Origin of the sequence: Streptomyces resistomycificus (genome assembly GCF_001514265.1) — a bacterium.
GTDB classification, from domain to species: Bacteria; Actinomycetota; Actinomycetes; order Streptomycetales; family Streptomycetaceae; genus Streptomyces; species Streptomyces resistomycificus.
Genome location: NZ_KQ949005.1, coordinates 152,414 through 179,053 on the forward strand (window position 1 = coordinate 152,414; position 26,640 = coordinate 179,053).

At 71.4% G+C, this 26,640-nt stretch carries 24 protein-coding genes, 1 pseudogene and 1 riboswitch; of the genes and pseudogenes, 13 read left to right on the forward strand and 12 right to left on the reverse strand.

Annotation, left to right across the window (positions count from 1 at the left end; translation table 11 throughout):
- Positions 1-71: 71 nt before the first annotated feature.
- Positions 72-2,072, reverse strand: a complete 2,001-nt coding sequence (locus tag AQJ84_RS37370) for a beta-galactosidase (protein ID WP_030038797.1) — start codon at positions 2,070-2,072, stop codon at positions 72-74.
- Positions 2,073-2,340: 268 nt separating this feature from the next.
- On the opposite strand from AQJ84_RS37370, the gene AQJ84_RS37375 reads away from it, so the two are divergent.
- The 5 genes from AQJ84_RS37375 to AQJ84_RS37395 all read left to right on the forward strand — a co-directional run bounded on the left by AQJ84_RS37375 (position 2,341) and on the right by AQJ84_RS37395 (position 7,514).
- Positions 2,341-3,675: an ABC transporter substrate-binding protein gene (locus AQJ84_RS37375; protein WP_030038798.1), complete on the forward strand. Its 1,335-nt coding sequence runs from the start codon at positions 2,341-2,343 to the stop codon at positions 3,673-3,675.
- Complete coding sequence (locus tag AQJ84_RS37380; protein WP_030038799.1) at positions 3,672-4,667, forward strand: carbohydrate ABC transporter permease; 996 nt, start codon at positions 3,672-3,674, stop codon at positions 4,665-4,667. Before AQJ84_RS37375 ends, AQJ84_RS37380 begins: the two co-directional genes overlap by 4 nt.
- A complete protein-coding gene (locus tag AQJ84_RS37385; protein ID WP_030038800.1) occupies positions 4,664-5,542 on the forward strand; it encodes a carbohydrate ABC transporter permease in 879 nt (292 codons plus the stop codon). Before AQJ84_RS37380 ends, AQJ84_RS37385 begins: the two co-directional genes overlap by 4 nt.
- 37 nt (positions 5,543-5,579) lie before the next feature.
- A complete protein-coding gene (locus AQJ84_RS37390; protein ID WP_030038801.1) occupies positions 5,580-6,608 on the forward strand; it encodes a LacI family DNA-binding transcriptional regulator in 1,029 nt (342 codons plus the stop codon).
- A 93-nt stretch (positions 6,609-6,701) separates the two neighbouring features.
- Positions 6,702-7,514: a Cof-type HAD-IIB family hydrolase gene (locus tag AQJ84_RS37395; protein WP_030038802.1), complete on the forward strand. Its 813-nt coding sequence runs from the start codon at positions 6,702-6,704 to the stop codon at positions 7,512-7,514.
- Between the two features lie 3 nt (positions 7,515-7,517).
- Here AQJ84_RS37395 and AQJ84_RS37400 read toward each other — a convergent pair whose 3' ends face one another.
- The 3 genes from AQJ84_RS37400 to AQJ84_RS37410 form a co-directional block, all read right to left on the reverse strand.
- Entirely contained in the window at positions 7,518-8,249 is a 732-nt protein-coding gene (locus AQJ84_RS37400) for a LysM peptidoglycan-binding domain-containing protein (RefSeq protein ID WP_030038803.1), read from the reverse strand.
- Between the two features lie 3 nt (positions 8,250-8,252).
- A riboswitch (cyclic di-AMP (ydaO/yuaA leader) is annotated at positions 8,253-8,417 on the reverse strand.
- 282 nt (positions 8,418-8,699) lie between these two features.
- Entirely contained in the window at positions 8,700-10,694 is a 1,995-nt protein-coding gene (locus AQJ84_RS37405; RefSeq protein WP_030038804.1) for a CocE/NonD family hydrolase, read from the reverse strand.
- 18 nt (positions 10,695-10,712) lie between these two features.
- Positions 10,713-11,219: a hypothetical protein gene (locus tag AQJ84_RS37410; RefSeq protein WP_030038805.1), complete on the reverse strand. Its 507-nt coding sequence runs from the start codon at positions 11,217-11,219 to the stop codon at positions 10,713-10,715.
- Positions 11,220-11,426: 207 nt separating this feature from the next.
- Here AQJ84_RS37410 and AQJ84_RS37415 point away from each other — a divergent pair, with 207 nt between their 5' ends.
- From AQJ84_RS37415 to AQJ84_RS37430, 4 genes are all read left to right on the forward strand, one after another.
- A complete protein-coding gene (locus AQJ84_RS37415; RefSeq protein WP_030038806.1) occupies positions 11,427-12,437 on the forward strand; it encodes a polyprenyl synthetase family protein in 1,011 nt (336 codons plus the stop codon).
- Positions 12,438-12,701: 264 nt separating this feature from the next.
- Positions 12,702-13,943, forward strand: a complete 1,242-nt coding sequence (locus tag AQJ84_RS37420; RefSeq protein WP_030038807.1) for a LolA family protein — start codon at positions 12,702-12,704, stop codon at positions 13,941-13,943.
- A 32-nt stretch (positions 13,944-13,975) separates the two neighbouring features.
- Complete coding sequence (locus tag AQJ84_RS37425) at positions 13,976-14,977, forward strand: ABC transporter ATP-binding protein (protein WP_030038808.1); 1,002 nt, start codon at positions 13,976-13,978, stop codon at positions 14,975-14,977.
- On the forward strand, positions 14,964-15,830 hold the full coding sequence (locus tag AQJ84_RS37430; protein WP_030038809.1) for an ABC transporter permease: 867 nt from the start codon (positions 14,964-14,966) through the stop codon (positions 15,828-15,830). The genes AQJ84_RS37425 and AQJ84_RS37430 overlap by 14 nt, the downstream gene beginning before the upstream one ends.
- Positions 15,831-15,849: 19 nt before the next feature.
- Here the strand turns inward: AQJ84_RS37430 and AQJ84_RS37435 are convergent, their stop codons facing one another.
- The 3 genes from AQJ84_RS37435 to AQJ84_RS37445 form a co-directional block, all read right to left on the reverse strand.
- Positions 15,850-16,452, reverse strand: coding sequence for a flavodoxin family protein (locus AQJ84_RS37435; protein ID WP_030038810.1), 603 nt, complete (start codon positions 16,450-16,452; stop codon positions 15,850-15,852).
- Between the two features lie 150 nt (positions 16,453-16,602).
- Entirely contained in the window at positions 16,603-17,910 is a 1,308-nt protein-coding gene (locus AQJ84_RS37440; RefSeq protein ID WP_079076146.1) for an amidase, read from the reverse strand.
- A 14-nt stretch (positions 17,911-17,924) separates the two neighbouring features.
- Complete coding sequence (locus AQJ84_RS37445; RefSeq protein ID WP_030038813.1) at positions 17,925-18,488, reverse strand: DUF6668 family protein; 564 nt, start codon at positions 18,486-18,488, stop codon at positions 17,925-17,927.
- A gap of 268 nt (positions 18,489-18,756) precedes the next feature.
- Here AQJ84_RS37445 and AQJ84_RS37450 point away from each other — a divergent pair, with 268 nt between their 5' ends.
- Complete coding sequence (locus tag AQJ84_RS37450; protein ID WP_030038814.1) at positions 18,757-20,154, forward strand: tetratricopeptide repeat protein; 1,398 nt, start codon at positions 18,757-18,759, stop codon at positions 20,152-20,154.
- Positions 20,155-20,190: 36 nt separating this feature from the next.
- Here the strand turns inward: AQJ84_RS37450 and AQJ84_RS37455 are convergent, their stop codons facing one another.
- Positions 20,191-21,162, reverse strand: coding sequence for a M28 family metallopeptidase (locus tag AQJ84_RS37455; protein ID WP_030038815.1), 972 nt, complete (start codon positions 21,160-21,162; stop codon positions 20,191-20,193).
- A gap of 220 nt (positions 21,163-21,382) precedes the next feature.
- The gene (locus AQJ84_RS37460; RefSeq protein ID WP_030038816.1) at positions 21,383-21,850 is read right to left on the reverse strand and encodes a VOC family protein; all 468 of its coding nucleotides are present in this window, start codon (positions 21,848-21,850) and stop codon (positions 21,383-21,385) included.
- A gap of 21 nt (positions 21,851-21,871) precedes the next feature.
- On the opposite strand from AQJ84_RS37460, the gene AQJ84_RS37465 reads away from it, so the two are divergent.
- Positions 21,872-22,489 (forward strand): CGNR zinc finger domain-containing protein, encoded by a 618-nt coding sequence (locus tag AQJ84_RS37465; protein WP_225877147.1) that lies wholly within the window; start codon positions 21,872-21,874, stop codon positions 22,487-22,489.
- 295 nt (positions 22,490-22,784) lie between these two features.
- Here AQJ84_RS37465 and rarD read toward each other — a convergent pair whose 3' ends face one another.
- Both rarD and AQJ84_RS37475 read right to left on the reverse strand, forming a co-directional pair.
- Entirely contained in the window at positions 22,785-23,798 is a 1,014-nt protein-coding gene (rarD, locus tag AQJ84_RS37470) for an EamA family transporter RarD (protein WP_053190428.1), read from the reverse strand.
- Between the two features lie 186 nt (positions 23,799-23,984).
- Positions 23,985-24,839 carry an SDR family oxidoreductase gene (locus AQJ84_RS37475; RefSeq protein ID WP_053190427.1) on the reverse strand — a complete coding sequence of 285 codons (855 nt, stop codon included), beginning with the start codon at positions 24,837-24,839 and terminating at the stop codon, positions 23,985-23,987.
- A gap of 587 nt (positions 24,840-25,426) precedes the next feature.
- Here AQJ84_RS37475 and AQJ84_RS42725 point away from each other — a divergent pair.
- A complete protein-coding gene (locus tag AQJ84_RS42725; protein ID WP_310591752.1) occupies positions 25,427-25,846 on the forward strand; it encodes a DUF6082 family protein in 420 nt (139 codons plus the stop codon).
- A 252-nt stretch (positions 25,847-26,098) separates the two neighbouring features.
- Positions 26,099-26,287, forward strand: coding sequence for a hypothetical protein (locus AQJ84_RS37485; RefSeq protein ID WP_051869628.1), 189 nt, complete (start codon positions 26,099-26,101; stop codon positions 26,285-26,287).
- Positions 26,288-26,351: 64 nt separating this feature from the next.
- Here the strand turns inward: AQJ84_RS37485 and AQJ84_RS37490 are convergent.
- Positions 26,352-26,640, reverse strand: a pseudogene (locus AQJ84_RS37490) (2-oxoacid:ferredoxin oxidoreductase subunit beta); the annotation flags it as partial.

The following is a 26,640-nucleotide window of genomic DNA, read 5'->3' on the forward strand; positions in this document are numbered from 1 at the left end:
GAGTAACGGAGGACGAGCAACGGGCAGCAAACAACGGAGAAAGAACAGGAGGGGGTCCCCCCGAGCAGCTCTCAGCGGGCCGCGCGCACCACCTCGACCGCTCCCGCCCCCACGGCGACCCGGCTGCCGTCCGGCAGCGTGACCTTCACCTCGGCGTCGGTGTGGTTCACGGCGAACCAGTACTCGTCCGACTCGCCTTCCCGGACGACGAGTTCGACATCCCGGGGCAGGTCGACCCCACGCACTCCCGCGTCCGCGAGCACGAGGTCCACGACCGCCCCCAGGTCGGCCCCGGTCAGCCGGGTGGCCAGATACCAGGCGGCCCCGTCCCCGAGCGCCCGCCGGGTGAGCGCGGGGCGTGAGGCGGTGCGGCCCTCGGTGAAGACGGCCAGTGTTTCGCAGCCGTCGCCGGGGACGACGTACTCGGACCACACGTCGGCCCGAAGCACCTCGCCTTCGGTGGTGCGCACGGTGACGGCCTCGCCCGGCAGCAGCGGGTCGAACTCCTCGACGGTCAGCCCGAGCACGTCCCGCAGCGCCCCCGGATACGCCCCGGGATGCACGGCGTCGTGCTCGTCGACGATGCCGGAGAAGAAGGAGACCAGCAGGGTCCCGCCGCGTGAGACGTACCGCTCCAGGCCGGCGGCGACGGAGGCGGGCGCCGAGTACAGCTGGGGCACCACGAGCAGCGGATACCGGGCCGGGTCCAGGTCCGCCAGCCCGTCCGGCGGGAAGAAGTCCACCGTCAGGTGCCGGTCGTACAGGGCCTCGTAGAAGGAGTCCAGTCGCTCGCGCGCGTCGAGGTCCCGGCTCGGCCGCCAGTCCAGGTTCTGCGCCCACCAGGACTCCCAGGACCAGACCATGGCCACGTCGGCCCGGGTGCGGGTGCCGCGCAGGCCGGACAGTTCGCCCACCCGGCGGCCCAGCTCCACCACCTCCCGCCACACCCGCGTCCCCGTCCCCCCGTGCGGCAGCATCGACGAGTGGAACTTCTCGGCGCCGCTGCGGGACTGCCGCCACTGGAAGAACATCGCGCCCTCGGAGCCGCGGGCGACATGGCCGAGGGAGTCGCGGGCCATCCGGCCGGGCTCCTTGGCGGGGTTGTGCGGCTGCCAGTTGACGCCCGACGTGGCGTGTTCGAGCAGCAGCCAGGGCGCCCCGCCCGCGACCGAGCGGGTGAGGTCGGCGGCGAGGGCCAGGTTGACGTGGGCGCGGCGGCCGTCGGTGATCAGGTAGTGGTCGTTGGTGACCAGGTCGACCTCGCGGGCCCACGCCCAGTAGTCGATCGAGGAACACTGGCTGGGGGCGACCATGAAGTTGGTGGTCACCGGCACGCCGGGGGACAGGCGGTGCAGGATGTCCCGCTCGGCGACGAAGTTGGCGCGGGCCTGGCCGTCCGCGAACCGCTGGAAGTCCAGCTCCTGGGCCGGGTTGCCCACGGTCGGCGTGGTGCGGGGCACCCCGATCTCCTCCCAGTCGCCGTAGAGCTGGCCCCAGAAGGCGGTGCCCCAGGCCTGGTTGAGGGCGTCGAGGGTGCCGTATCGGTCCTGCAGCCAGACCCGGAAGGCCGCGGCGCAGGTGTCGCAGTAGCAGGCCAGGACGGGGGCGCCGTACTCGTTGTGGACGTGCCACAGGACGACGGCCGGGTGCGTTCCGTATCTCGACGCGAGGTGTGAGGTGATCTCCGCGGCCGCCGCCCGGTAGTCGGGGTCGGAGTGGCAGATCGCCCCCCGGGAGCCGAACGCCAGCCGGACGCCTTCCCGCGTCACCGGCAGCGCCCGCGGGTGTGCCCGGTAGAACCAGGCGGGCGGTACGACGGTCGGGGTCGCCAGGTCCACCCCGATCCCGGCCTCGTGCAGCATGCCGATGATCCGGTCGAGCCACTCGAAGTCGTACGCGCCGGGCCGGGGTTCGATCCGGGACCACGCGAAGATGCCGAGCGAGACCATCGTGACGCCGGCCTCGCGCATCAGCCGTACGTCCTCCTCCCACACCTCCTGCGGCCACTGCTCGGGGTTGTAGTCGCCCCCGAAGGCGAGTGGCAGGCGGTCGTGCGGGGCGGCGGAGGGCATGCGGTGGCTCCCAGGTATCGGCCGAGCTGACGTCAGCTTTCTGTGATCGTGCACAGTAACGGCTCCGGCTGACATCCAGGGGCAACAAGTAGGTAACCCCAGGCACCCGCCATTGACAAGGGGACGAAACAATTCTCTACTGTGCACGATCACAGAGCCGCGCGGCCCTCGCGCACAGCCCTTCGGTCACGTGTCCGCAGCCCTCCCCCCACGGCGGTTGCCGCGAACGCGGGACGTTTCCGAGACCGGCTGACTCAAGTCAGGGGAGATGAAGATGTCGATCCACCGCCGCCAGATCAGCAGGCGCACCATGCTCGCCGGGGCGGCAGCCCTCGGCCTCACCGGCACCTCCGCCGCCTGCGGCGGTTCCGACGACGACTCCGGCGAGAGTGGCGGCCCGGTCAAGCTGACCTACTGGTCGTGGGCGCCGAACATGGAGAAGGTCGCCGCGATCTGGAACAAGAAGAACCCGGACATCACGGTCACCGTGTCGAAGCAGGGCAGCGGCGCCGAGATCCTCACCAAGGTGATCACGGCGAAGAAGGCCGGCAACGCGCCCGACCTGATCCAGGCCGAGTACCAGTCGCTGCCGACGCTGGTCTCCAACGACGTCCTCGCCGACATCTCGAAGTACGTCGGTGACGCCAAGAGCGACTTCGCCGAGAACCTGTGGGACATGGTCACCCTCGGCACCGACGCGGTCTACGGCGTCCCCCAGGACTCCGGACCGCTGATGTTCTACTACCGCGAGGACCTCTTCAAGAAGCACGGCCTCACCGTGCCGAAGACCTGGACCGAGTTCGCCGAGACCGCGCGCGCCGCCAGGAAGGCCCTCCCGGACGCCTACCTGACGACCTTCTCCTCCAGCGACCCCGGTCTGTTCGCCGGCCTCACCCAGCAGGCCGGCGCCAAGTGGTGGACGGTCGACAGTGGTGGCAAGTGGACGGTCGGCATAGACGACGCCGCCAGCCGGAAGGTCGCCGAGTTCTGGGGCGGCCTGGTCCAGGAGGGCGTCCTCGACAACCAGCCGATGTACACCCCGGCCTGGAACAACGCCCTGAACAAGGGCACCCACATCGCCTGGGTCTCCGCCGTGTGGGCGCCCGGCGTGCTGGTCTCCTCGGCCCCCGACACCGAGGGCAAGTGGCGTATGGCCCCGCTGCCGCAGTGGAAGGCCGGCGAGAACGTCACCGGCAGCTGGGGCGGTTCCTCCACCGGTGTCTCCACCGACTCCGATCACGCCGAGGCAGCGGCGAAGTTCGCGCACTGGATCAACACCGACCCGGAGGCGCTGGCCGCCCTGGTCAAGGAGGTCGGCATCTACCCGGCGGCCACCAAGGGCCAGTCCGGCGACGTGCTCACCACGCCCGCCTTCTTCCCGAACCAGAAGGACTTCTACACGACGGCCGCGGAGATCGCCGCCACGACGGCCACCGCCGCCTGGGGCCCGAACGTCCAGACCGCCTACACCGCCTTCAACGACGGCTTCGGCAAGGCCGCCAAGGCGAAGAAGGAAGCCCAGTTCACCTCCGCCCTGAGCACCATGCAGTCGAAGACCTTCGACGACATGAAGAAGCAGGGCTTCGAGGTGACCGAGGCATGACCAGCGCTCCGCTCAAGGGCTCCGACCGCGTCTCGGTCGGGCCCTTGGCGGACGGCACCGGCACCGCCAAGTCCGTCCGCCCCAGCCGCCCCCGCCGCAGTGGCCGCAGCGCACCGTACTGGTTCCTGGTGCCGACCCTGGTCCTGTTCGCCGCCTTCACCGTGATCCCCGTCGGGTACGCGGTCTGGCTGAGCCTCCACAAGGTCCAGGTCAAGGGCATCGGACTCGGCAAGGGCGCCCGCGAACAGGTCTGGAACGGCTTCGGCAACTACGCCGACGTCCTCCAGGACTCGGAGTTCGGCCACAGCGTCCTGCGCGCGTTCGGCTACGGCCTCATCGTCATCCCCACCATGCTGGGCCTGGCGCTGGTCTTCGCGCTGATGCTGGACACTCCCAAGGCGCGCAGCGCCCCCTTCGCACGGCTCGCGATCTTCCTGCCGTACGCGGTGCCGGGCATCATCGCCGCCCTGATGTGGGGTTTCCTCTACCTGCCGGACGTCAGCCCGTTCTACTACCTGCTGCGCATGTTCGACCTGCCGCAGCCGGACCTGTTCGACGGCGGCAACCTGTACCTCTCCTTCGCGAACATCGCGGTCTGGGGCGGCACCGGCTTCAACATGATCGTCATCTACACCGCGCTCAGGGCCATTCCGCCGGACATCTACGAGGCGGCCAGGATCGACGGCGCGTCCAGCCTGAACATCGCCCTGAAGATCAAGATCCCGATCGTGATGCCCTCGCTGGTGCTCACCTTCTTCTTCTCGGTGATCGCCACCCTCCAGGTCTTCACCGAGCCGATGGCCCTGAAGCCGCTGACCAACGGCCTTTCCACGACGTGGAGTCCGCTGATGGCCATCTACGACAGCGCCTTCCTCAAATCGGATGTCTACGGCGCCTCCGCCACCGCGGTCGTGCTGGCCCTGGCCACGTTCGTCCTCTCCTTCACCCTGCTGCGCATCTCCGACCGCTACACCCGGGAGGACCGGGCATGACCCCCCTCACCCTCACCGCCGACGCCACCGGAAAGCCCGCCCGAGCGCGGCGCACCGCGTGGGTGCCCACCCTCGTGCTGATCATCGGGTCGCTGTACTGCCTGGTCCCCGTCGCCTGGGTGGTCATCGCGGCGACCAAGAACCGGTCGGAGCTGTTCTCCACCTTCACCTTCGCCCCCGGCACCGGCCTCTTCGACAACCTGAGCGAGCTGACCGCCTACCGGGACGGCATCTACTGGCAGTGGATGGCCAACTCCGTGTTCTACGCGGGCTTCGGCGCCCTGCTGTCCGCCGCGGTCTCCGCCGCCGGCGGCTACGCGCTGGGCCGGTTCGCCTTCCGCGGGCGGGAGTTCATCTTCAAGGTGCTCCTGGCCGGCGTCCTGGTGCCGAGCGTCGTGCTGGCCGTACCGCAGTACCTGCTGCTGTCGAAGACGGGCATGGCCGACTCGTACTGGTCGATGCTGCTGCCGTCGATCCTCTCCCCGTACGGCGTCTACCTGGTCCGCATCTACGCGGCCGCCTCGGTGCCCGCCGAACTCATGGAGGCGGCCCGCATGGACGGCGCGAGCGAGTGGCGGATCTTCTCGCGGATCGCCGTACCCATGATGATGCCGGGCCTGATCACGGTGTTCCTCTTCCAGTTCGTCGGCATCTGGAACAACTTCCTGCTGCCGTACGTGATGCTGGCCGACGACGAGAAGTTCCCGATCACCCTCGGCCTCTACACGCTGCTCGCGCAGGGCGCCTCGCAGCCCGCCCTCTACACCCTGGTCATCACCGGATGTCTGCTGGCGATCCTCCCGCTGATCGCGCTCTTCCTGGTGATCCAGCGGTTCTGGTCCCTGGACCTGCTGAGCGGCTCGATCAAGGCCTGAAGCGCTCAACGCCCGTACGCACACACGAACGAGGAACATGACCACCAGCGCGAACGGACGCCGCCGACCTCCCACGATCCACGACGTGGCGCGGGAGGCCGGTGTGTCGCGAGGCACCGTCTCCCGCTTCCTGAACGGCGGCCACTACGTCTCCCCGGCCGCGCGCCGGGCCGTGGAGGCCGCCATCAGGAAGACCGGTTACGTGGTCAACCGGCATGCGCGCAGCCTCAGCACGGGACGTTCGGACTCGGTGGCCTTCCTGCTGACCGAACCGCAGGAGAAGTTCTTCGAGGACCCCAACTTCAACGTGCTGCTGCGCGGATGCACCGAGCACCTGGCCCGGCACGACATCCCGTTGCTGCTGATGCTCGCCGCCACCGACGACGACCGGCGCCGCCTCACCCGGTACATCACCACCGGCCACGTCGACGGGGTGCTGCTGGTCTCCAGCCACAGCGGGGACCCGGTCGCCGCCGAACTGCGGGACGCGGGCATCCCGTTGGTGGCCTGCGGCAAGCCGATGGGCCTGGGCGCCAAGGTGAGTTACGTGGCGGCCGACGACCGTGACGGCGCCCGCGACATGGTCCGCCATCTCCTCGCCGCCGGCCGCCGCCGCGTCGGCATGATCACCGGTCCGCTGGACCTTCCCGGCGGCACCGACCGCCTGGCCGGCTACCGCGAGGTGCTCGACGAGGCGGGGCTGCCCCAGGACCCGGCACTGGTGGCCGAGGGCGACTACACCCGCAGCGGCGGCGAGCAGGCCGCCCGCCGCCTGCTGTCCCGGGCGCCCGACATGGACGCGGTGTTCGTCGCCTCCGACCTCATGGCCCAGGGTGTCGTCAACGCACTGCAGCAGTCCGGCCGTTCGGTTCCCGATGACATCGCTGTCGGCGGTTTCGACGACTCCCCGGCGGCCACCTCCGTCACCCCCGCCCTCACCACCGTCCGCCAGCCCTTCGACCGCATCAGCGCCGAGATGGTCCGTATGCTGCTCGCCCAGATCGCCGGCGAGGACACGGCCGGGGTGATCCTGCCCACGGAACTGGTGGTGCGGGACTCCGCATGAGCGCTCAACCGGAGTGCGGGTCAACGGATGTGAAGGCTGGGGCCGTCCGGTTCGCGTCGAGTCGGCGGGGCGTTCCATCCGTATTCTCTGATCATGGCCGCTCCCACCGCATATTCACTCATCGCCACCGACCTGGACGGAACGCTGCTCCGAGGCGACGACACCCTTTCCGACCGGTCCCTCGCCGCGCTCGCTCGGGTGGCGGCGGCCGGAGCCCGGCATCTGGTGGTGACCGGCCGCCCGGCGCCCAGAGTGCGGCCGCTCCTCGACGACCTGGGAAGCCGGGGGCTCGCGGTGTGCGGGCAGGGCGCGCAGGTGTACGACGCCGGCGCGGACCGACTGCTGTGGTCGGTCACCCTGGACCGGGAGTTGGCCGAGACCGCGCTCGGCAAGATCGAGGCTGAGGTCGGCGAGGTGTACGCGGCCGTCGACCAGGACGGTGTCGACGGGCTGACGCTCATCGAGCCGGGCTACCTGATGCCGCACCCGACCCTGCCCGCCGTGCGGGTCGGGCGGCGCGACGACCTGTGGCGCGAGCCCATCAGCAAGGTGCTGCTGCGCCATCCCGACCTGTCCGACGACGAGTTGGCGGCGACGGCACGCGCGGCGATCGGTTCCCTGGCGACGGTCACCATGTCGGGTCCCGGGACCGTCGAACTCCAGCCATGCGGCATCACCAAGGCGACCGGCCTGGCGCTGGCCGCCGACCATCTGGGGCTCGGGCCCGAACACACCGTGGCCTTCGGGGACATGCCCAACGACATCCCCATGTTCGACTGGGCCGCTCACGGTGTGGCCATGGCCAACGCCCACCCCGAACTCCAGTCCGTGGCCGACGAGATCACCCTGTCGAACGAGGACGACGGCGTGGCCGCCGTCCTCGAGCGACTGTTCGGGTGCGGGTAGGGCTCAGTACGCCCCGAAGACGTTGTCGATCGAGCCGTACCGGGCGGCCGCGTAGTTGCAGGCCGCGGTGATGTTCGCGACCGGGTCGTACGGGTCCCACGAGGTGCCGTCCACGTGGTACGCCTGGAAGGTCGGGTCGATGGTCTGCAGCAGGCCCTTGGACGGGGTGCCCGCGGCCGCGTTGGAGTCCCAGTTGTTGATGGCCTGGGGGTTGCCGGACGACTCGCGCATCACGTTGCGGTAGATGCCGTCGTACGAGCCGGGAATCCCCTTCTGCGCCATGATGTCCAGCGCTTCGCGGATCCAGCCGTCGAGGTTGTTCGCGTACGTCTTGACCGACGCCTGGGTGACCGTGGTCGCGGACTGGGTGGACTTCTTGGCGGGCATGGCCGCCTTCTTCGCCGTCCTGACCGTCAGCTCGACGCCCGTCTGGAGCAGTCTGGGGTTGTCGCCGACGGCCTTGCGGTTGTCCTTGTAGAGCTGCTGCCAGCCGCCCGGAGTGTCGTACTTGTCCGCTATGCCGTAAAGCGTGTCGCCCTTGACCGTGGTGTGCGTGACGGACTTGGTCTGCACCGCGGCCGGCGCGGTGGCGGGGGCCTTGGCCGGCTGTGCGGCGCTCGCGGCGGTCGCGCCCAGGAGCGGGAGGGCGAGGGCGGCGATGCCGGTGCCGGCTGTGACGACGCCTCGGGTGAGCGGGCTGGTTCGGGGACGACGGTGGTTGCCTCGTACGGCCATGGCGATGTTCCTCTCCGGCGCCTACGAGGTGAGCTGTCGGGTTCGGGCGGGAGCTGCCCGGCCGTACCGCGGTGAGGCGGCGCGACTTAACCCCAGCCGTACCGGCGTGATCTCCGGTCCGGCGACTTACCTGGGTCCCCCGCTCCTGCCGTGCGGTGATGGTCGATGGGTGTCCTGCGGGGCGGCGGCAGGATTAGGCGTCCGCCCGACAGGCCCGGAACGTATGCGAGAGCACATGTCCGTTACAAGTGGCGGAATCACACATCGCCCCTGTTGACCTTGGTCTGAGGCATATGAGGCGCTTGATCCTTTGCGGTTGCCAAGACTCAACTGGCGCACCGGGCAAGGGGAAGGGCCGGTCGGCGGCGAGGGGGCCGGAAAGGGGCGCGAGTGACCCAACTCACGGGCAGGCGCAAGAGTGGCAAAACGGGCAATGAGCCCAACTCGTAGTCAACCGGCCGTGCGTGGGATCCGCTTCTCCCAGGTCCGGTGGAAGACCACCTCGCCGCCGTCCGTGCAGACCACCTCGTTGGAGGTGAGGAAGTCCTTCCCGTCACAGGTGAGCTCCGACCGCGCACGGACCGTCGCCTCCCAGGCCGGTTCCGGACGGTGCAGCCCGATGGACCAGTCCGAGCGGGCGCGCGCCGACAGCGGGTCCGACTCGTTGATCGTGTACGTCTCCAGGGCGTCCTCGGTGACTTCCAGGCCGTCGGGATACACCCGGGTGCCGCCGTAGCGCGGATCGACCTCCAGCCGCCACTCACCCTTGGCCACGTCCCGCACGACCAGCCGTGCCGGGCGCGGTTCGTCCAGCGTGGCGGGGAAGTTGACGCCGAGCGGCTCGGACTGTTCCGGCTCCTCGAAGACGACCGGCGCGCCCGTCTCCCGGTTGTGCACCGGGAGTTCGAGGAGGCTGCCCTCGGGGTGGAGGGTGAAGCCCGCGGCCGACTCCGGCTGCGGCCAGATCCACGGCCAGTAGGCGGAGGAGACCGCGAGCCGGACGCGGTGCCCGGCGGGGAAGGCGTGTCCGATGCCGTTCAGCTCGAACTCGACGTCCTCGGTGGCGCCCGGCGGCCACGGCACTCTCCGGTCCCGCCCCTGCCGCGCCGACAGGTTCAGCACGCCCCGGGTGACCAGGGTCGAGGCGCCGTCCGGGGCGACGTCGCACAGGCGGGCGATCACCTGCCCGCGCGGCACCTCACAGGAAAGCCTGAGCCGTACCCTGGGCCGCCCCAGCACCCAGGTCTCCTCCTCGGCCTCGAACTCGAAGCACACCGACCGCGCGTCCTCCTCCCGCTGGTCCGGCGGCAGGTCGGCGTCGTTCCCGAAGGGGAGGAAACGGCCGGCGTCCACACCGGTGTGCTGCGGGGAGCGGACGAGGAGAGGGGGGCCCAGGAGGGCGTGCGAGACCGGCGAGACGTTGGGGGAGGGCCAGGCCGGCTCGCCGACCCAGCGGCCGGGCAGGGTCTGGTGGACGGTGGCCGGGGGGTGGGAGTCGGTGACGTGGGCGCGCAGGAGGGGCTCGCGCATCACACCGGAGTCCGTGCCCTTCAGCCAGTGGTCCCACCAGCGCAGGGTCTCCTGGAGGAAGCCGATCGCGGGGCCGGGCGGCAGGCCGCGGTCGGGGTACTGGTGGGACCAGGGGCCGATCAGGCCGCGTACCCGGTCGGCCGGGAGGTTCTCGACGAGGCGCAGCACGGTGTCGCGGTACGGGTCGTGCCAGCCGCCCACCGCGAGGACGGCGGCGTCGATCGCGCCGTAGTCCTCGCGGACGCTGCCGCGTTGCCAGTAGCGGTCCCGGGTCTGGTGGTCCAGCCAGGTGTGGACGAAGGGGTCGACCTCCTCCAGGCGTTTGAGCCACATGTCCCGCCAGGCCTCGCCGACGTACCGCGGGTCCGGCGGCCGGCAGGCGAAGGCCAGCATGGTGGCCGCCCAGGCGTGCATGTCCACCGCGAGGACGGAACCTCCCATGTAGTGCACGTCGTTGTCATAGCGGTCGTCGGTGGAGCAGACCGTGACGACCGCCTTGAGCGGCTCGGGTGCGAGAGCCGCGATCCGGAGGGAGTTGACGCCGCCCCAGGAGATGCCGAACATGCCGACCCCGCCGTCGCACCAGGGCTGTGCGGCCAGCCAGTTCACCACCTCGACCCCGTCCGCCAGTTCGGTCGCCGAGTACTCGTCGGTGGGCATGCCCTGGCTGTTGCCGTGCCCGCGCACGTCCACTCGTACGGAGGCGTAACCGTGGCCCGCGTACCAGGGATGGCGTTGCCAGTCGCGGGGCGCCGTCCAGTCGGTGAGGCGGTACGGCAGGTATTCGAGGATCGCGGGTACTGGTTCGTCCGTGAGGGGGCGCCACACGCGCGCGTAGAGGAGGGTCCCGTCCGACAGCGGGATGCGGAGGTCCTCGTGGGCCGTCTCGTAGGGGAAGGACGTACGGATGTGCATGAGCGTGACCCCGTGAGTTCAGTGGACCGGGTGCATGGTGCGGCGCAGCCGGGGCGCGGCTGCCGTCCGGGCCGGACCCGCGGCCACCGCGGTCGCGCCGTTGACGCCGAGGTGGGCGGGCTGGGAGACGGTGTGCCCGCTCGTCGGCAGGACCGTCGCGATCACGGCCCCTGCCACGGCTCTCGCCACGGCCCCCGCGACGATCAGGCGGATCATGCGGCCCATGGCCTCCGGCGCGCGGGCGAACCCGGCCGCGTACCTGCGCCCGGCCAGGTGACGGCGTCCCACGGCGGACCGCACCAGGCCGAGGGGCATGCCGATCGCGGCCGCCGAGAAGCTCCCGTGCCGGCCCCGGTGGCCGTCGAGCCAGGCGGTGATCAGCGGGCCCGCGGTGGTCCCGGCCGGCGCTCCCGTGCCGCCGTGCGCCACCGTGTCGGCGAGGGAGAGGATCAGGGTGGCCTGCATGGTGTCGTCCCCGGGACGGGGCCGGATGCCGGGCGCGGTATCGACGCTGGTTCGGGACACACTGCCCTACTTCCATGTAAATCGATAGATATCCGTTCTTTTCAAGTGATCAAAAACATACCCGTCGTGATCCGATACCGCCCGGGCTGGACGGACGGGCCCTATCGGTGATCGAAACGTGACCGGATACGCTGACTCGAGTGATGGCAGCGACCTATCGACAAACCGTGTAATCGCCAGTAGACACCAGCAGACAGGAGATCCCTCGTGACCGTCGTCGGGCCGTTCGGGCTGAGCGTGCGGGACCAGGCTCTGGAAGCCGATGTCCAGGCCGGATTGGCGGCTGTCGAGGAGGGACTGCTCGAAGCCACCAAGAGTGAGGTCCCCTTCATCACGGAGGCCGCCCAGCATCTGGTGCGGGCAGGCGGGAAGCGGTTCCGGCCGCTGCTCGTGATGCTTGCCGCCCAGTTCGGGGACCGCCACGCGCCGGGCATCGTGCCGTCGGCGGTGGTCGTGGAGCTGACCCACCTGGCGACGCTCTACCACGACGACGTGATGGACGAGGCCGAGGTGCGCCGCGGGGTGCCCAGCGCCAACGCCCGCTGGGACAACTCGGTGGCCGTCCTCACCGGCGACTTCCTGTTCGCGCGCGCCTCGCACATCCTCGCCGACCTCGGGCCGGAGGCCGTCCGGGTCCAGGCGGAGGCGTTCGAGCGCCTCGTGACCGGTCAGATCCTGGAGACGGCCGGTCCGACCGACGGCCGCGACCCGGTCGAGCACTACCTCGACGTGCTCGGCGGCAAGACGGGCTCGCTGGTGGCGGTGTCCTGCCGCTTCGGGGCGATGATGTCCGGCGCCGACGAGACGGTGATCGACGTGCTGACGCAGTACGGCGAGCGGCTGGGCGTCGCCTTCCAGCTGGCCGACGACGTCCTGGACATCGCCTCCGACTCCCACGAGTCGGGCAAGACGCCGGGCACCGATCTGCGCGAGGGCATCCCGACCCTCCCGGTGCTGCGGCTGCGCGAGCGGGCGCAGCGGCTCGGGCTGGCCGAGGACATCGCGCTGTGCGAGCTGCTGGACTCCGACCTGAGCGACGACGCACGGCACGCGGAGGCTCTCCAGGCGCTGCGGGCACACCCCGCGCTGGAGCAGGCACGCAGGGACACCGTTCGGTACGCCGAGGAGGCCAGGGCCGCCCTCGCCCCGCTGCGGGACTGCGACGCCAGGGCCGCGCTGATGGAGCTCTGCGACGCGGTGGTCCACCGGGCCGGCTGAGCCCGGGCCGCCGCTCCGCACGCACCCGTCGTGATCCCGACTCCGTGGCTAACCCCTACGGGTCGGGGGAGGTGACGCCTCCGTGTGTCATACCCCAGGTGTACGTGGAGTTGAGCCCCCGGTCTGACGAATCCTCCTGGCGGATTTGGTCAGATGGACACCACGGAAAACACCACTCCTCACCGATTCGGGTGAGAATGGCGGCTACGGGGTGGACGCACGGGAGTTGGACCGGCCGCCGCCGACGACGGAGGTAAGGCACACATGGCACCGTTCGAAACCGACGACAGCACGACCGGCGCGGAGGCCGACGACCGGCACGCGGTGCGACGCAGGGCCGCGCGGTACGTCGTCCCGGTCGCGGTGGTGGGGGTGGCCGCGGCGACCATCGGGCTCGTCCCGGCGCTCGCCGACTCCGGCGACCCCGACCTGCCGAAGATCAGCGCCCAGGAACTCATCGAGAAGATCGCCGCGTCGGACGTACAACAGCTGTCCGGCACAGTGAAGATCAGCACCGACCTCGGGCTGCCCGACCTCGGCGGTCTGGAGAGCAGCCTGGCCTCCGGCGCGATGGACTCGGGAGAGGGCGGCTCCTCCGCCGACCCGTCCGCCAAGCTCACCGAGCTGGCGTCCGGCACGCACACCCTGCGGGTCGCGGCCGACGGCCCGGACCGTCAGAAGCTGTCGCTGCTGGAGAGCGGCTCCGAGTACAGCGTCATCCACAACGGCAAGGACGTCTGGGGCTACGACAGCAAGTCCAACGAGGTCTACCACTCCACCGCCTCCGACAGCGCGGCGGCCGAGAAGGAGCGGGACGTCCCGGCCACGCCGAAGGACATGGCCGAGCAGGCCCTGAAGGCGGTCGACGACACCACGTCCGTGACCGTCGACGGCACCGCGCAGGTCGCGGGCCGGGACGCCTACCGGCTCGTCGTCAAGCCCAAGGACCCCGGCTCCACGGTCGGCCAGATCACCGTGGCCGTGGACTCGAAGACCGGGCTGCCGCTGAAGTTCACGCTGACCCCGTCGAGCGGCGGCGCCGCCGTGATCGACGCCGGCTTCACCCAGGTCCGCTTCGCCGAACCGCCCGCGTCCACCTTCGACTTCACCCCGCCGAAGGGTGCGAAGGTGACCGAGGGCGAGGACGTCGAGCACGGAGCCCCCGGCAAGGCGGAGCGGAAGTCCGAGGAGCACCTCGGCAAGGCGGAGCGGAAGTCCGAGGAGGACCTCGGCAAGGGCCTTGACGGCCTCAAGGTCATCGGCAAGGGCTGGACCTCCGTCGCCACCTTCGACACCGGCGGCGAGGGCCTGCCCTCCGGCTCCGAGGCCGGCGGCGACTTCGGCGGCTTCCTCGACTCCCTCGGCGACAAGGCGACCGGCAAGTTCGGCTCGGGCACGGTCTTCTCGACCCGCCTGGTCAACGCGCTGATCACCGACGACGGCAAGGTCTACGTCGGTGCCGTCAGCAAGGACACCCTGGTGAAGGCCGCCGACGCGGCGAAGTAGCACTCCGGGCGCACGACGAATCGAGGGAGCCGATGGGCGAGCCGTCCGCCGCGGAACCGGAGGCCGTGCCGGATCCGCGGCCGGATGCGCGGGGCGTGGGTGACAGCGTCATCCACACCCGCGCGCTCACCAAGCGCTACCGCGGCGGACAGCTCGCCGTCGACGGTCTCGACCTGACCGTCCCGACGGGCAGCGTCTTCGGCTTCCTCGGCCCGAACGGCTCCGGCAAGACCACCACCATCCGCATGCTGATGGGCCTCATCGAACCCACCTCGGGGTCGGCCCGGGTCCTGGGCCGGCCCATGCCCCGCTCGGCGCGCGCCGTGCTCCCGCACGTGGGCGCGCTCATCGAGGGCCCGGCCCTGTACGGCTTCCTCTCGGGCCGCGACAACCTGCTGCGCTACGACGCCGCCGACCCGACCGCCGACCCGCGCACCCGGCACACCCGCGTCGCGGCCGCGCTGGACCGGGTCGGCCTCGCGGCGGCGGCCGGCAAGAAGGCGAAGGCGTACTCGCTGGGCATGAAGCAGCGGCTGGGGCTGGCCGCGGCACTGCTCCAGCCCCGCGAGCTGCTCGTCCTGGACGAGCCCACCAACGGCCTCGACCCCCAGGGCATGCGGGAGATCCGCGCTCTCATCAGGGAGTTGGCCTCCGACGGCACGACCGTCTTCCTCTCCTCCCACCTCCTCGACGAGATCGAGCAGGTGTGCAGCCACGCGGCCGTGATGGCCCAGGGGCGCCTGATCACCCAGGGCCCGGTGGCCGACCTGGCGGCCGGCACGCGCGGCCGGCTGGTCGTGACGACCCCGGACCCGGCGGACGCGGCCCGGGTCCTGAAGGAGCAGGGAGCGGCCGACGTGGTCATCGCCGACGACCGGGTGAGCGCGGAGCCACCCCAGGACCGGGACCTCGCGGACGTGAACTCCGCGCTGGTGACGGCCGGCGTCCGCGTCCGCGGCTTCGGCGTCGAACGGGCCTCGCTGGAGGACGCGTTCGTGGCGCTGACGGGGGAGGGCTTCGATGTCGCGGGCTGAAGCGGTACGTACGCCGCGCGTGCTGTGGACCTTCGGGTTCCTCCGCAACGAGCTGTGGACCACCTTCCGGCGCTGGCGCACCCTCGCCCTGCTGGGCGTGCTGGCCGCCGTACCGATCCTGGTCGGGATCGCCGTGAAGATCGAGACCGGCGACGGATCGGGGCCCGGCGGCGGAGGCGGGGGCCCGGCGTTCATCTCGCAGATCACCAACAACGGCCTGTTCCTGGTCTTCACCGCGCTCGCCGCGACGCTCCCCTTCTTCCTGCCGATGGCCATCGGGGTCATCGCGGGTGACGCGATCGCCGGCGAGGCCAACGCGGGCACCCTGCGCTATCTCCTGGTCGCCCCCGCCGGCCGCACCCGCCTGCTGCTCACCAAGTACGCGACCGTGCTGTCCTTCTGTCTGGTGGCCACCCTGGTCGTCGCGGTCTCGGCTCTCGCGGTCGGCGCACTGCTCTTCCCGCTCGGTGACCTGACCACGATCTCCGGCACCCGGATCAGCTTCGCCGAGGGCCTGGGCAGGGCTCTGCTGATCGCCCTCGCCGTCGCCGCGTCCCTGGTGGGCATGGCGGCCCTGGGCCTGTTCGTGTCGACCCTCACCCACAGCGGCATCGCGGCGATGGCGACCACGGTGGGCCTGCTGATCACGGTCCAGATCCTCGACCAGATCCCCCAACTGCACGCGATCCAGCCGTACTTCTTCTCCCACCACTGGCTGTCCTTCGCCGACCTGATGCGCGACCCGGTCTACTGGGACGACCTGGTGAAGAACCTCGGCCTGCAGGCCCTGTACGCGGCGGTGTTCGGCTCGGCGGCCTGGGCGCGGTTCACGACGAAGGACGTCGCGTCCTAGACGTGCGGGGCGGTACGGATCATTCGCTCTCGTACGGGAAACGGGCGAGCGGCGCGTCCTGAGGGGCCTCCGAGGCTCGCGCGAAGAACGTCTTGGCGCGGGCCAGCGCCTCGGCGTCCTCGAGTACGTCGCCCGGCTTGCTGCCGTTGCCGAGCAGCACCCCGCCGAAGCGCATGCCCATGTAGGCCGCCGAGTTGTTGAGCGTCCCGACCAGCGGGTCGGCGACCTCCTGCTCCTGGTGCGCGAGCACGGTGACGCCCCACAGGGTGCGGCCGGCGAGCGTGGCCTTGAAGTCCGCGCCCGGGGTGCGCAGCCAGCCCGACCAGTGGTCCAGGTAGCGCTTGACGGGGGCGGAGACGGAGTACCAGTAGAGCGGGGACACGATCACGATGTCGGTCGCCGCGAGGGTCGCGTCCAGCAGCCGGGCCACGGTGCCCTCCGTCGGGCGGACGTGGTCGCTGTCGTGGCGCAGGTCCACGAAGTCGGGCAGGGGATGCTCGGTGAGGCTGAGCCACTCCTGCTCGACCTCCGGGGGAAGCTGTTCGGCTGCCCTGCGGGCCAGCATCTCGGTGTTGCTCTCGGCGCGGCTGCTGCCCAGGACGAACAGGAAGCGACGGGTCATGGGATCCCCCAGATGATCGGCGTACAGCAAAAGAATGCGTCTGCATTATATGCGCGCGCAATGAAAGCCCGCAATCGAAGCCCGCAATCGAAGCCCGCAACCGAAAGCCGCAACCGAAGCCGCAACCGAAGCCGCAACCGAAAGCCGCGATCAGAAGGCGCGATCAGCCATCACGCCGGCGATGGTCCGTAGCAGCAGGTCCTCGCGCCCGTGCGGTGCCACGATCTGGAGCCCGACCGGACACCCGTCGTCCCCGAACCCCGCCGGGATACTGACCGCCGGATGCCCGCTCAGGTTGAACGCCCAGGTCAGGGCGGTGGAATAGCGCTCGCCCGGGCCTTCGTGACCGTGCGGCGGACCGGGGGTCGTCGGGGTCAGCAGCAGCTCGGGGCCGGCGAAGAGCTCGGCCAGGCGGCGGTCGTTGTCCGCGCGGACGCGGCGGGCGGGGGCGAGAGCCGCTTCGGCGGCAGGGGTCGAGGGGTCGACGCCGGGTGACCGGAGGGCGAGCCAGGCGGGGGCGGGGTCCTCGAGGCGCAGGGGCGTGACCGGTCGTACCAGCCGTACGGCACCGGCTTCCGCGAGCCGTACGGCCGCCCCGCGGGCGATCGCCACGGTGGGCGGGTCGGGCTCCGCGAAACCGAGGTCGGGGGACCAGGCGGCGGTGGGGGCGGGCGGGATGCCGGGGGAGGGGTTCGCGGGGAGGGTCCGGCCCGGGGCGAGGGTGCTGTCCGGGGCGACGGTGCTGCCCGGGGCGGGCGCGCTGTCCGGGGGCGGCGAGTGGCCCTCCGGTGCCCCCGCGGCCCCCGACACCGCCCGCCAGTACGCCGCCGCGTCCGACGCGCCGCGGGTGAGGACGCCGGGCGCCGTGAGCCCCGTACGGTCGGCCGTCGGCAGCCGGCCGTTCGTGGCCTTCAGGCCGACCGTCCCGCACCACGCCGCCGGGATCCGCACCGACCCCGCCCCGTCGCTCCCGGTCGCGAGCGGTACCAGACCGGCGGCCACCGCGGCGGCGGACCCGGCCGAGGAGCCGCCCGGCGTACGGTCGGCCCGCCAGGGGTTGACGGTGCGGCCCTGGGCGCCGAGTCCCCAGGTCTGCCAGGCCGTTCCCGGTCCGGGCACGGCCGTCGCGCCCACCGCCACACACCCGGCCGCGAGCAACGGAGCCGCCGCACGCGCCCCGTGCCGCCCCTTCACCCCGATCGGCACCCCGGCCAGCGGCAACTCCGCACCCGCGGCCACCCGCGCGTCCACCTCGCCCGCCCGCCGCAGCGCCGCCTCGCCCCACACCTCGACGAAGGCGCACAGCCGCGGATCCACCCGCCCGATCCGCTCCAGCGCGGCCGCGACCACGTCGACCGCCCGCAGCGCACGCGACCGTACGGCGTCGGCGGTCTGCACGGCGGAGAGGGCGGCGAAATCGACCGGGAACGAACGGCCTGCGGGCGCGGCGGCTGTCATACGGCGATTCTCGTTCAGCGTGGGTGTGCCGCCCCTCCCGTGAGACCGGCCAGTGCCGCGGTCTCGCGAGGCGGCGCCCCGGCCAGGTCGCCCAGCCGCCAGGCCGGGACCCAGGGCACGCGGTGCACCTCGATCGCCGACTCGATCGCCTTGATCCGCTCGGCGAGCGGACGCGGCAGCCTGCCGGGCGCGTCCGCGACCAGGACGACCGCGTCGAGGCGGAGACCGAGGGTGGGGTCGGGAGCGCGGCCCAGCGGGGCCTCACCGCGCCGGAAGGCGTCCAAGGCGCGCAGGGCGGCGCCCAGTCCGGCGGCGTGTGTCCGGGCGACGAGCAGCACCGACCGAGGATCCGCGGGGCCCGGCCAGTCGCGTCCGCAGTCCCGGCCGCCGTAGACCTCGGCGAGCGTGGAGGTGCCGGCCCCGCCGTGCGCGCCGACGAAGGAGCGGCGCAGCGGTGGGGTGGGGGCGTGGTCCGGCTTCGGAGGCGCGTCTCCCCGCGCGGCGACCGGTCCCCGGAGCCAGATCTCCGGTCCTCGCCGCCTCTCCGTCCGTACGTCCGACCGCACGTCCGTCCGCATTCCGCGCCCCTCTCCGGTCATCCCGTTCAGCACCCTGCCACCCGGCGACACGCCCACCATGGGAACGGTGTCTGACGGGGCGTGAGTTCCTGGAACGAGCCTGTGACGTCGCGGTGACGTGAGAATCGCCGGTGAGCGGAGAGACTCGACAGTACGTGTACGGCCGATCTTGACGCTGAGGGTGCGGTAGCCCGACGGCGGGAGGGAGCACCATGGAACCCGAACGCGTTGTCAGGCGACGTTCCGACGCATCCGAATGAGGCAACCGATGGCTCGACTCAGCCGCGACAAGAAGCGGGACCAGCAGCGCGGCGCGCACCCGGCCGTCCCCGCGGCGGCGCCGATCGACATCCACGTCCCGGCGTCAGGACCGGGCGCCGGTGCCGCGTGGGCCGGTGGCGTACGGATCGCTCCCGCGCCCGGCGAGGAGGTCCAGCAGGCCGTCCTCACCCACCTCCACGACCTCGCCCGCGCCGGCGGCCACCCCGTCGTCGCCACGGTCCACGACGAGCGCATCGGCTACGTCGTCCCCCTCGAGGTGGCCCCGGACGGTGCCAGCCGCTTCACGGCGGACCCGGTGCCGATGGCCCCCCAGGCAGAGCAGGCGCCCGCCGCGGGAGCATCGCCACCTCCGGTGGGCGAACCCGTTCGGCCCGCCCCGTCCGACAGGCCCGCGCCTTCCGCCTTCCCGGATGCTCCCGCGGACACGGCAGAGCCCCAGCAGCCCCCTCGCGACCTGCCCACGCACCTCCTGCGGCCCGTCGACGAGCAGCCGGTGCGGGACGCGATCCCCACCTTCCGGATGCGGACCGTGCCGGAGCCGGCGCCGACGGGGGAGACCACCCCCACGTCCGCGCAACCGGCCGACGAGACCCCGCGGACCTTCACCCTCCGTGCGCTCCCGGACCCGGCCCCCGGCCACGCCCCGGGAACGGTCGCCCCGCCGACCGGCGCGTTCGGCCCGCCGCCGGTGATGGACGCCCCGCCGGAGCGCGTACAGCCGACGCCCCCCGCAGCCCCCGGACGACCCGCGGCCCCAGAACGACCCGCGGCCGCCGAGCGGCCCGTGTCCCCCCTGCTCCCCGACCGCTCGCTGCTGGCCGAGCCCGAGCCCGAACCCAAGCCGACCCCGCCGCGCGGCTTCGACGCCGTGGCCGAGGCCGTGCTCGGGGACGACCCGCTGACCGTGGTGTCCGGTGCCGGCGACGCGCCCCCGCTGCTGGCGGAGCCGTTGGCGCGGATCAACGAGGCCGTGAAGGCGGGGCGCACGGACACGGCGTCGGAGCTGGCCGACCGGACCCTGTCGCAGGCGTCCACGGCACTGGGGCCGGAGCACCCCGAGGTGCTCCACCTGCGTGAACTGGCCGCGTACATCGCCTACTTGGCGGGCGACCCGGACCGCGCCTTCCGGCTGTCCCTGGACCTCGCGCACGCCCGCCACCGGATGCGCGACGAGGAGGCCGCGTACGGCAACGTCCAGAGCGCGTTCACCGCCTGGCGTGCCGTGCGCGACCCCCTGCTGGGCCTGGAGCTGGGTCAGGCGCTGATCGGCCTGTGGAGCGAGATGGCGGCCGAGGAGGGGCCCGCCGCCGACGACATCGAGCAGCTGGACAAGGCCCGTGCCCGCATGGGTCGTCTCACCGAGCGTGCCCAGAACGCCCGTTGAGAGGTACTACTCGCGTCTGCTCCGCATCACACGGGACTACTCCGACAGCTCCCACACCGCGTGGGCGAGCGCGTCGCTGTTCCGGTTGAGAGCCGTGTCGTTGATGTTGGCGGTGGTGTCGCAGGACGAGTGGTAGCAGCGGTCGAAGGCCTGGCCCGCCGTACCGCCCCACTTGGCCGCCTGGGCCGCCGACTTGGTGCGGCTGGCGCCGGTGAAGAGTCCGCCCACGGGGACGCCCGCGCTCTTGAAGGGCGCGTGGTCGGAGCGGCCGTCGCCCTCGGTCTCGATCTCCGTCGGGACACCGAGGCCGGTGAAGTAGTCCTTGAAGGTCTTCTCGATGGCCGGGTCGTCGTCGTAGACGAAGTAGCCGGGGTTCGGGGATCCGATCATGTCGAAGTTCAGGTAGCCGCTGATCCGGGCGCGGTTGGCGGAGGAGAGGTTGTTCACGTAGTAGCGGGAGCCGACCAGGCCCAGCTCCTCCGCTCCCCACCAGGCGAACCGCAGGTGCTTGGCGGGCTGGTGACCGGCCCGGGCCACGGCGAGCGCGGTCTCCAGCACGGCCGCCGAACCGGACCCGTTGTCGTTGATGCCCGCGCCGGAGGAGACGCTGTCGAGGTGCGAGCCCGCCATCAGGACCCGGCTGGTGTCGCCGCCGGGCCAGTCGGCGATCAGGTTGTAGCCGACGCGGCCCGACGAGGTGAACTGCTGGATGGTCGTGGTGTATCCGGCGGCGTCCAGCTTGGCCTTCACGTAGTCGAGCGAGGCCTTGTATCCGGCGCGCCCGTGGGCCCGGTTGCCCCCGTTGGCGGTGGCGATGGACTGCAACTGGGTCAGGTGCGCCTTCACGTTGGCCACCGGGATGTCGGGCGCGGCGGCCAACGCGGGTTCGGCGGCGGACCCGGCGGGTCCGGCGGCTGGGGCCGCCCCGGCTATGGATCCGCCGGTCAGGAGCGAGACGGCCGCGACGACGGCGGTGGCCGTGGCGCGTCCGGGAACCGAGAGCTTCATGTGGGGGGCTCCGAATTCCTCAGGGAATGGGTGCCCGATGGTGAAGCTGAGGCTGAAGTTCCGTCAAGAGCGCAATCCGGTCACCGCTGTTCGCATAGCGGAGCCCTCGTTCTCGGTGCCCGAGGGACACTGTTCTCAGTGCCCGGAGCATCCGGTTCTCAGTGCCCGCGGGACCCTGCTCCCGGAGCATCCGGTACTCCGTGCCCGAAGAACCCGGTTCTCAGTGCACGCAGAACTCGTTCCCCTCCGGATCCGCCATCACCACCCACTCGCCCGACGGCTCCTTCACCTCCGACAGCACGCTCGCCCCGAGCGCGGCCAGCCGTTCCACCTCCGCAGCACGCAGCCCCTCGCCGGGATGCAGGTCGAGATGGAGCCGGTTCTTGACCGTCTTCGCCTCCGGCACCCGCTGGAACAGCAGCCGGCGCCCGAGCCCGGTCCCGCTCTCCTCCTGGTGGGGGTCCTCGGGATGCCGTACGGCGGCCAGGTCCCGCCAGGCGCGGCGGCCGTGCGACGCCATGGTCAGGTCGGCCGGCACGGCCCCGAAGCCCAGCAGCTTCTCGATGAGCGCGCTGTGGTCCTCGAGCTCGTAGTGCAGCGCGGCAGCCCAGAAGTCGGCCTGCGCGTGCGGGTCGCGGGCGTCGACGACGATTTTCCAGTGGACGGGCGCGGGTGTGGTCCGAGTCATATAACCACTTATAGTGGTTACGTGAGCGAGCGTCCACGGAAATCGCCGGAGCGACCCCCCGGCCTGACTCTGACCTCACGCGAAGGAACGCCCTACCGCTTCGACCCCGGCGCCCTGTGTCTGGAGCTGCTGCCCACGGGCGGCCCCGGCGCCTTCGCGCGGTTCGAGGTGCTGCACGAGCCCGCGGACCTGGTTGCCTGGGCCCACCGCAGCCGTCTGCAGCGCGGGCTCGAACTCGCCGTCAGTGAAAGGGAGTTGGCTCGGGCGAGGGAGCTGCGCGACGCACTCTTCCTGCTCACCGCGGACCGCGCCCACGGCCGTCGGCTCCAGCCGCCCCACCTCGGCGCCGTCAACGAGGCCGCCGCCGAGCCCCCGCTCGTCGCCCGCATCGCACCCGACGGCACCCGCACCTGGGCCCCGGGCGCCACCGGCACCCAGCTCCTGTCCACCCTCGCCCGCGACGCCGTCGACCTCTTCACCGGCCCGTACGCCGCCCGGGTCCGCGAGTGCGGTGCCCACGACTGCCGTCTGCTCTTCGTCGACACCTCCCGTCCGGGCCGGCGGCGCTGGTGTGCCATGGAGCACTGCGGAAACCGCGAGAAGGCGCGGGCGCACCGGGCGCGCCGGACGGCCGACTAGGCCCACCCGGCCGCCGCCTCGCGGGACTCGCGCACGTCCTACGCGGCCCGGGCCACCGCGATCTCCTCCTGGTGGGCGGCAGGCGCGGGCGCGACAATGTGCGGGCCTCGGTCCACGTCACCAGGGACCGGATCGTGGCGTGCGGGGGTTCCGCACAGCGGCGTCACCGTAGGCCACCCGCGGCACCACCACCGGGACGCACGGTCCGCTTCACCAGCCGGTTCCGCTCCCGCGAGTGCCGCACACCGCCACGCGGTTCGGCTCGGCGGTCGGGATCTCGGCGGTGACGGCCCGGCTACGGCTTGGCGTCCACCGGATCGGGACAGGAGGCGACGCTCTCCGCCTTCCGCACGGCGCTGCCGGTGCCCGTCGGCACGGTGGCGCCGGTCCTGATCGTCTCGGCCCTGAGCGTGCGGGCGGTCCGGCGCGCGGTGCGCAGGGCGTCCCAGGTGAGCAGCGTCAGCGCCAGCCAGACCAGCGCGAACCCGGCCCAGCGCTCGGGCGGCATGGCCTCGTGGAAGTAGAGGATGCCGAGCGTGAACTGGAAGACCGGTGCCAGGTACTGCAGCAGCCCCAGCGTGGACAGCGGCACCCGGATTGCGGCCGCCCCGAAGCAGACGAGGGGCAGCGCGGTGACGACGCCGGTGGCGGCGAGCAGGGTCGAGTGCCCCAGGCCCTCGGTGCCGAAGGTGGACTCGCCTCGCGTGCTCAGCCACAGCAGGTAGCCGAGCGCGGGCAGGAACTGGATCGCGGTCTCGGCGGCCAGCGACTCGACACCGCCGAGGTTGACCTTCTTCTTCACCAGCCCGTACGTGGCGAACGAGAAGGCGAGGGTGAGGGAGATCCACGGCGGGTGGCCGTAGCCGACGGTGAGGACGACCACGGCGGTGAACCCGATCCCGACGGCCGCCCACTGCACGGGCCGCAGCCGTTCCTTCAGTAGCAGCACGCCCATGGCGATGGTGACCAGGGGGTTGATGAAGTAGCCGAGCGAGGCCTCGACGACGTGACCGGCGTTCACCGACCAGATGTAGACGCCCCAGTTCACGGTGATGACGGCCGCGGCCACCGCGATCAGCGCCAGCCTGCGCGGCTGGCGCAGCAGCTGTCCGGCCCAGGCCCAGCGCCGGATCACGACGAGCGCGACGGCCACGAAAGCGAGGGACCACACCATGCGGTGCGCGAGGATCTCGATCGCTCCGGCGGGCTTCAGCAGAGGCCAGAACAGGGGAACGAGCCCCCACATCCCATACGCCGCGAAGCCGTTCAACAGCCCTATTCGCTGCTCGCCCTTAGACGTCCCGGCCACGGGCCCCTCCTTCGCACGTCGTGCTCGCCTGCACGAAGGTAACGCCGGGCACCCCCGCCTGTCATGCCCGTATCGGCATACGGTCATGACAGGCGGGGGTGCCCGGTCCCAGGGCCCTGTCGGGGGAGTCCGGCCCTGGGCGCACGCTGCTCGGATCGCGCCGCCGTGCTCGGCGGTGCGGATCGGTCAGTTCTTGACCGCGGCCGCTATGGCCTCGGCGAACGGGGTGGTCGGACGGCCGGCCAGGCGGGACAGGTCACCGCTGGAGACGACGAGCTCGCCCTTCTCGATGGAGGCGTCGACGCCGGCGAAGATCGCCGCGAGCGGCTCGGGCACCCCCGCGCCGGTGAGGATGCCGACGTAGGCGTCCACGGAGACCGGGGCGTACACGATCTCCCGGCCCGTCTGACGGCTCAGCTCGGCCGCGTACTCGGCGAAGCTCCACGCCTCGTCGCCGCCCAGCTCGTACGTCTTGTTCTCGTGCCCCTCGCCGGTCAGTACGGCGACCGCGGCGGCCGCGTAGTCGGCGCGCGAGGCGGAGGAGACCCGGCCCTCGCCGGCCGCGCCCACGACCGCGCCGTGCTCCAGCACCGGGGCGAGCTGCTCGGTGTAGTTCTCGTGGTACCAGCCGTTGCGCAGCAGCACGTACGGCAGGCCGGAGCCGGTCACGGCCTGCTCGGTGCCCCGGTGGTCGTCGGCCAGCGCGGCGCTCAGCGAGCCGGGGGCGCTGGTGTAGGCGAGCAGGGCCACACCGGCCGCCTTGGCGGCGTCGATGACGACCTGGTGCTGCTGGACGCGGCCCTTGTCGAACTCGTTGCCCGAGACGAGCAGCACCTTGTCACCGGCCGAGAACAGCCCGTCGAAGGACGCCGGGTCGTTGTAGTCGGCGAGCGCGATCTTCACGCCGCGGGCCGCGAAGTCGGCGGCCTTCTCCTCGTTGCGGACGACGGCGGTGATCTGCCCGGCCGGAACCTTCTCCAGCAACTGCTCCACGACGTGACGGCCGAGGTTTCCGGTGGCTCCGGTGACAACGATGCTCATGGTCTGCGATCTCCTTGCGGGTGGCGGCTAGGCCACTAACCCTAGGAGGTGCGCTAACTGAAGGAAAGTACCCACTTTGAGGTAAGTGGCTTACGTTGAAGTAAGTGATGGCGCGGGACGAGGTGGGCGGCCCGCGCCGACCGGCGTGGCGGTGCAGGAGGCGCGTGAGGTGTGCGACGCGCAGAAAAGCCCATCTGAGCAGGAATGATGCCCGTGCTCCGGTGGGCTGAACGAATGCGGACGGCGCGCGCTGGGCACACACACATCAGGGCGTCGATTGACATGAGCGGTTCGTCCTTCCATGCGCCCCCTCTCCGCCTCCCGCACCGGCTTGAGCCGCCCGGCATGCTGGGGGCGGGGCGCTGTGCCCACCCGCGCACCGGTCCTCGTGCCGCCCACGAGATCCTCGACCGGTAGCCGGACGCCTGACTCGGGGGTTCGCCTTGGCCACACAGAATCCGGATGCGCGAAGGAACGGTTCTGCGGCGCGAACCCGGGCGGGGCGGGTGCGGAGATCCTTTCCCCGCCCGTCCCGGCGTCAACGTCAGGAGGAGTTGCTGCTCGATGTTCTGCGCCAACTCACGTACTTGACCGAGGAGATCAGGAACGCCAACCTCATCCAGCTCCATCGCATCGCGGCGGAGCAGGTGGACCGCGCGATGTCGGACCCCGCACTGGCGGAAGCCATGAGCACCCTGCGGGACCTATCCGACCGCAAACGCCGACAGGCGCTGTTCGTCAACCGGGAGTACAGCGCGATCCTTCTGGGGCACCGCATCGGCGCCTACGGATGGGGCGAACTGATCGGCCACCTAAGGGTGTTGGCGCGCAACCCGGTCTTCGCCGAGTACTGGGAAACGACCCGCGAGCATCGACGCAGCCTGCCGCGGCAGTCGTTGGAGGCGCGGGTGGGGGAGGCGGTCGACGTGATCGTCGAGGACCTCGCCGACGATCCGGACATCTGGTGGGTGGTGGGGCCGACGGGGTCTGGGGAGCCACTGCCCTGACGAGATGTCATCCGGTCATCGACGTAACGGTGTTACATCGATCGCGTGAGATGGATCACTGTTTGGGAGTGTTTGAGTTTGAGTCATGTGGGAAGGGTCGTAGTTTAGGCCAGTCAAAGCGTCCGGTCCCGGTTGGTTGGGGGGCCGGACCTCGTTCGTGTGGCCATAGAAAAGGGCTCCCGCGTGCACAGCGAACTCCCTGCCTGCAGCATCGTCCGACGGATCGGCGACTCGCCCCGGCAACGTGGATCAATGACCGGGGAGACGTGTCCTGACGTCTTCGAGCTGAGCGACGGAAACTTCGCTGTGATCGGCACGGACCGGACCGACGAACTGGACGCCCTGCTCCCCGACGACGCCGCCCGCGCCGACTACGAGCGCATCGTCGTCATCACCCGTGACACCCTGCTGCGCGCCAAGCGGGACATCCCTGACGAGTGACGTTCCGTCACACCGAGGGCCCGGGTGCGATGCCGCACCCGGGCCCTCGATCGTCGGCAGCGGATCAGCCGACGACGGTCCAGGTGTCGCCGCCGGCCAGCAGCGCGGCCAGGTCGCCCTTGCCGTGCTGTTCGACGGCGGTGTCGAGCTGGTCGGCCATCTGAGTGTCATAGACGGGGCGTTCGACACTGCGCAGGACACCGATGGGGGTGTGGTGCAGGGTGTCGGGGTCGGCGAGGCGGGAGAGCGCGAAGGCGGTGGTGGGTGACGCGGCGTGGGCGTCGTGGACCAGGACGTCCGCCGCGCTCTCATCTGTCACCGTGACCACCTTCAGGTCACCGGTGGCCCGGTCG

Bases quoted from the DNA above. Each gene is read 5' to 3' on its own strand.
- AQJ84_RS37400 (WP_030038803.1), bottom strand. From the start codon at position 8,249: ATGGCCGTACGAGGCAACCACCGTCGTCCCCGAACCAGCCCGCTCACC.
- AQJ84_RS37380 (WP_030038799.1), top strand. From the start codon at position 3,672: ATGACCAGCGCTCCGCTCAAGGGCTCCGACCGCGTCTCGGTCGGGCCC.
- AQJ84_RS37420 (WP_030038807.1), top strand. From the start codon at position 12,702: ATGGCACCGTTCGAAACCGACGACAGCACGACCGGCGCGGAGGCCGAC.
- AQJ84_RS37455 (WP_030038815.1), bottom strand. From the start codon at position 21,162: ATGAAGCTCTCGGTTCCCGGACGCGCCACGGCCACCGCCGTCGTCGCG.
- AQJ84_RS37460 (WP_030038816.1), bottom strand. From the start codon at position 21,850: ATGACTCGGACCACACCCGCGCCCGTCCACTGGAAAATCGTCGTCGAC.
- AQJ84_RS37430 (WP_030038809.1), top strand. From the start codon at position 14,964: ATGTCGCGGGCTGAAGCGGTACGTACGCCGCGCGTGCTGTGGACCTTC.
- AQJ84_RS37440 (WP_079076146.1), bottom strand. From the start codon at position 17,910: ATGACAGCCGCCGCGCCCGCAGGCCGTTCGTTCCCGGTCGATTTCGCC.
- AQJ84_RS37485 (WP_051869628.1), top strand. From the start codon at position 26,099: ATGACCGGGGAGACGTGTCCTGACGTCTTCGAGCTGAGCGACGGAAAC.
- AQJ84_RS37375 (WP_030038798.1), top strand. From the start codon at position 2,341: ATGAAGATGTCGATCCACCGCCGCCAGATCAGCAGGCGCACCATGCTC.
- AQJ84_RS37435 (WP_030038810.1), bottom strand. From the start codon at position 16,452: ATGACCCGTCGCTTCCTGTTCGTCCTGGGCAGCAGCCGCGCCGAGAGC.
- AQJ84_RS37385 (WP_030038800.1), top strand. From the start codon at position 4,664: ATGACCCCCCTCACCCTCACCGCCGACGCCACCGGAAAGCCCGCCCGA.
- AQJ84_RS37395 (WP_030038802.1), top strand. From the start codon at position 6,702: ATGGCCGCTCCCACCGCATATTCACTCATCGCCACCGACCTGGACGGA.
- AQJ84_RS37450 (WP_030038814.1), top strand. From the start codon at position 18,757: ATGGCTCGACTCAGCCGCGACAAGAAGCGGGACCAGCAGCGCGGCGCG.
- AQJ84_RS37445 (WP_030038813.1), bottom strand. From the start codon at position 18,488: ATGCGGACGGACGTGCGGTCGGACGTACGGACGGAGAGGCGGCGAGGA.
- AQJ84_RS37370 (WP_030038797.1), bottom strand. From the start codon at position 2,072: ATGCCCTCCGCCGCCCCGCACGACCGCCTGCCACTCGCCTTCGGGGGC.
- AQJ84_RS37425 (WP_030038808.1), top strand. From the start codon at position 13,976: ATGGGCGAGCCGTCCGCCGCGGAACCGGAGGCCGTGCCGGATCCGCGG.
- AQJ84_RS37390 (WP_030038801.1), top strand. From the start codon at position 5,580: ATGACCACCAGCGCGAACGGACGCCGCCGACCTCCCACGATCCACGAC.
- AQJ84_RS37405 (WP_030038804.1), bottom strand. From the start codon at position 10,694: ATGCACATCCGTACGTCCTTCCCCTACGAGACGGCCCACGAGGACCTC.
- AQJ84_RS37475 (WP_053190427.1), bottom strand. From the start codon at position 24,839: ATGAGCATCGTTGTCACCGGAGCCACCGGAAACCTCGGCCGTCACGTC.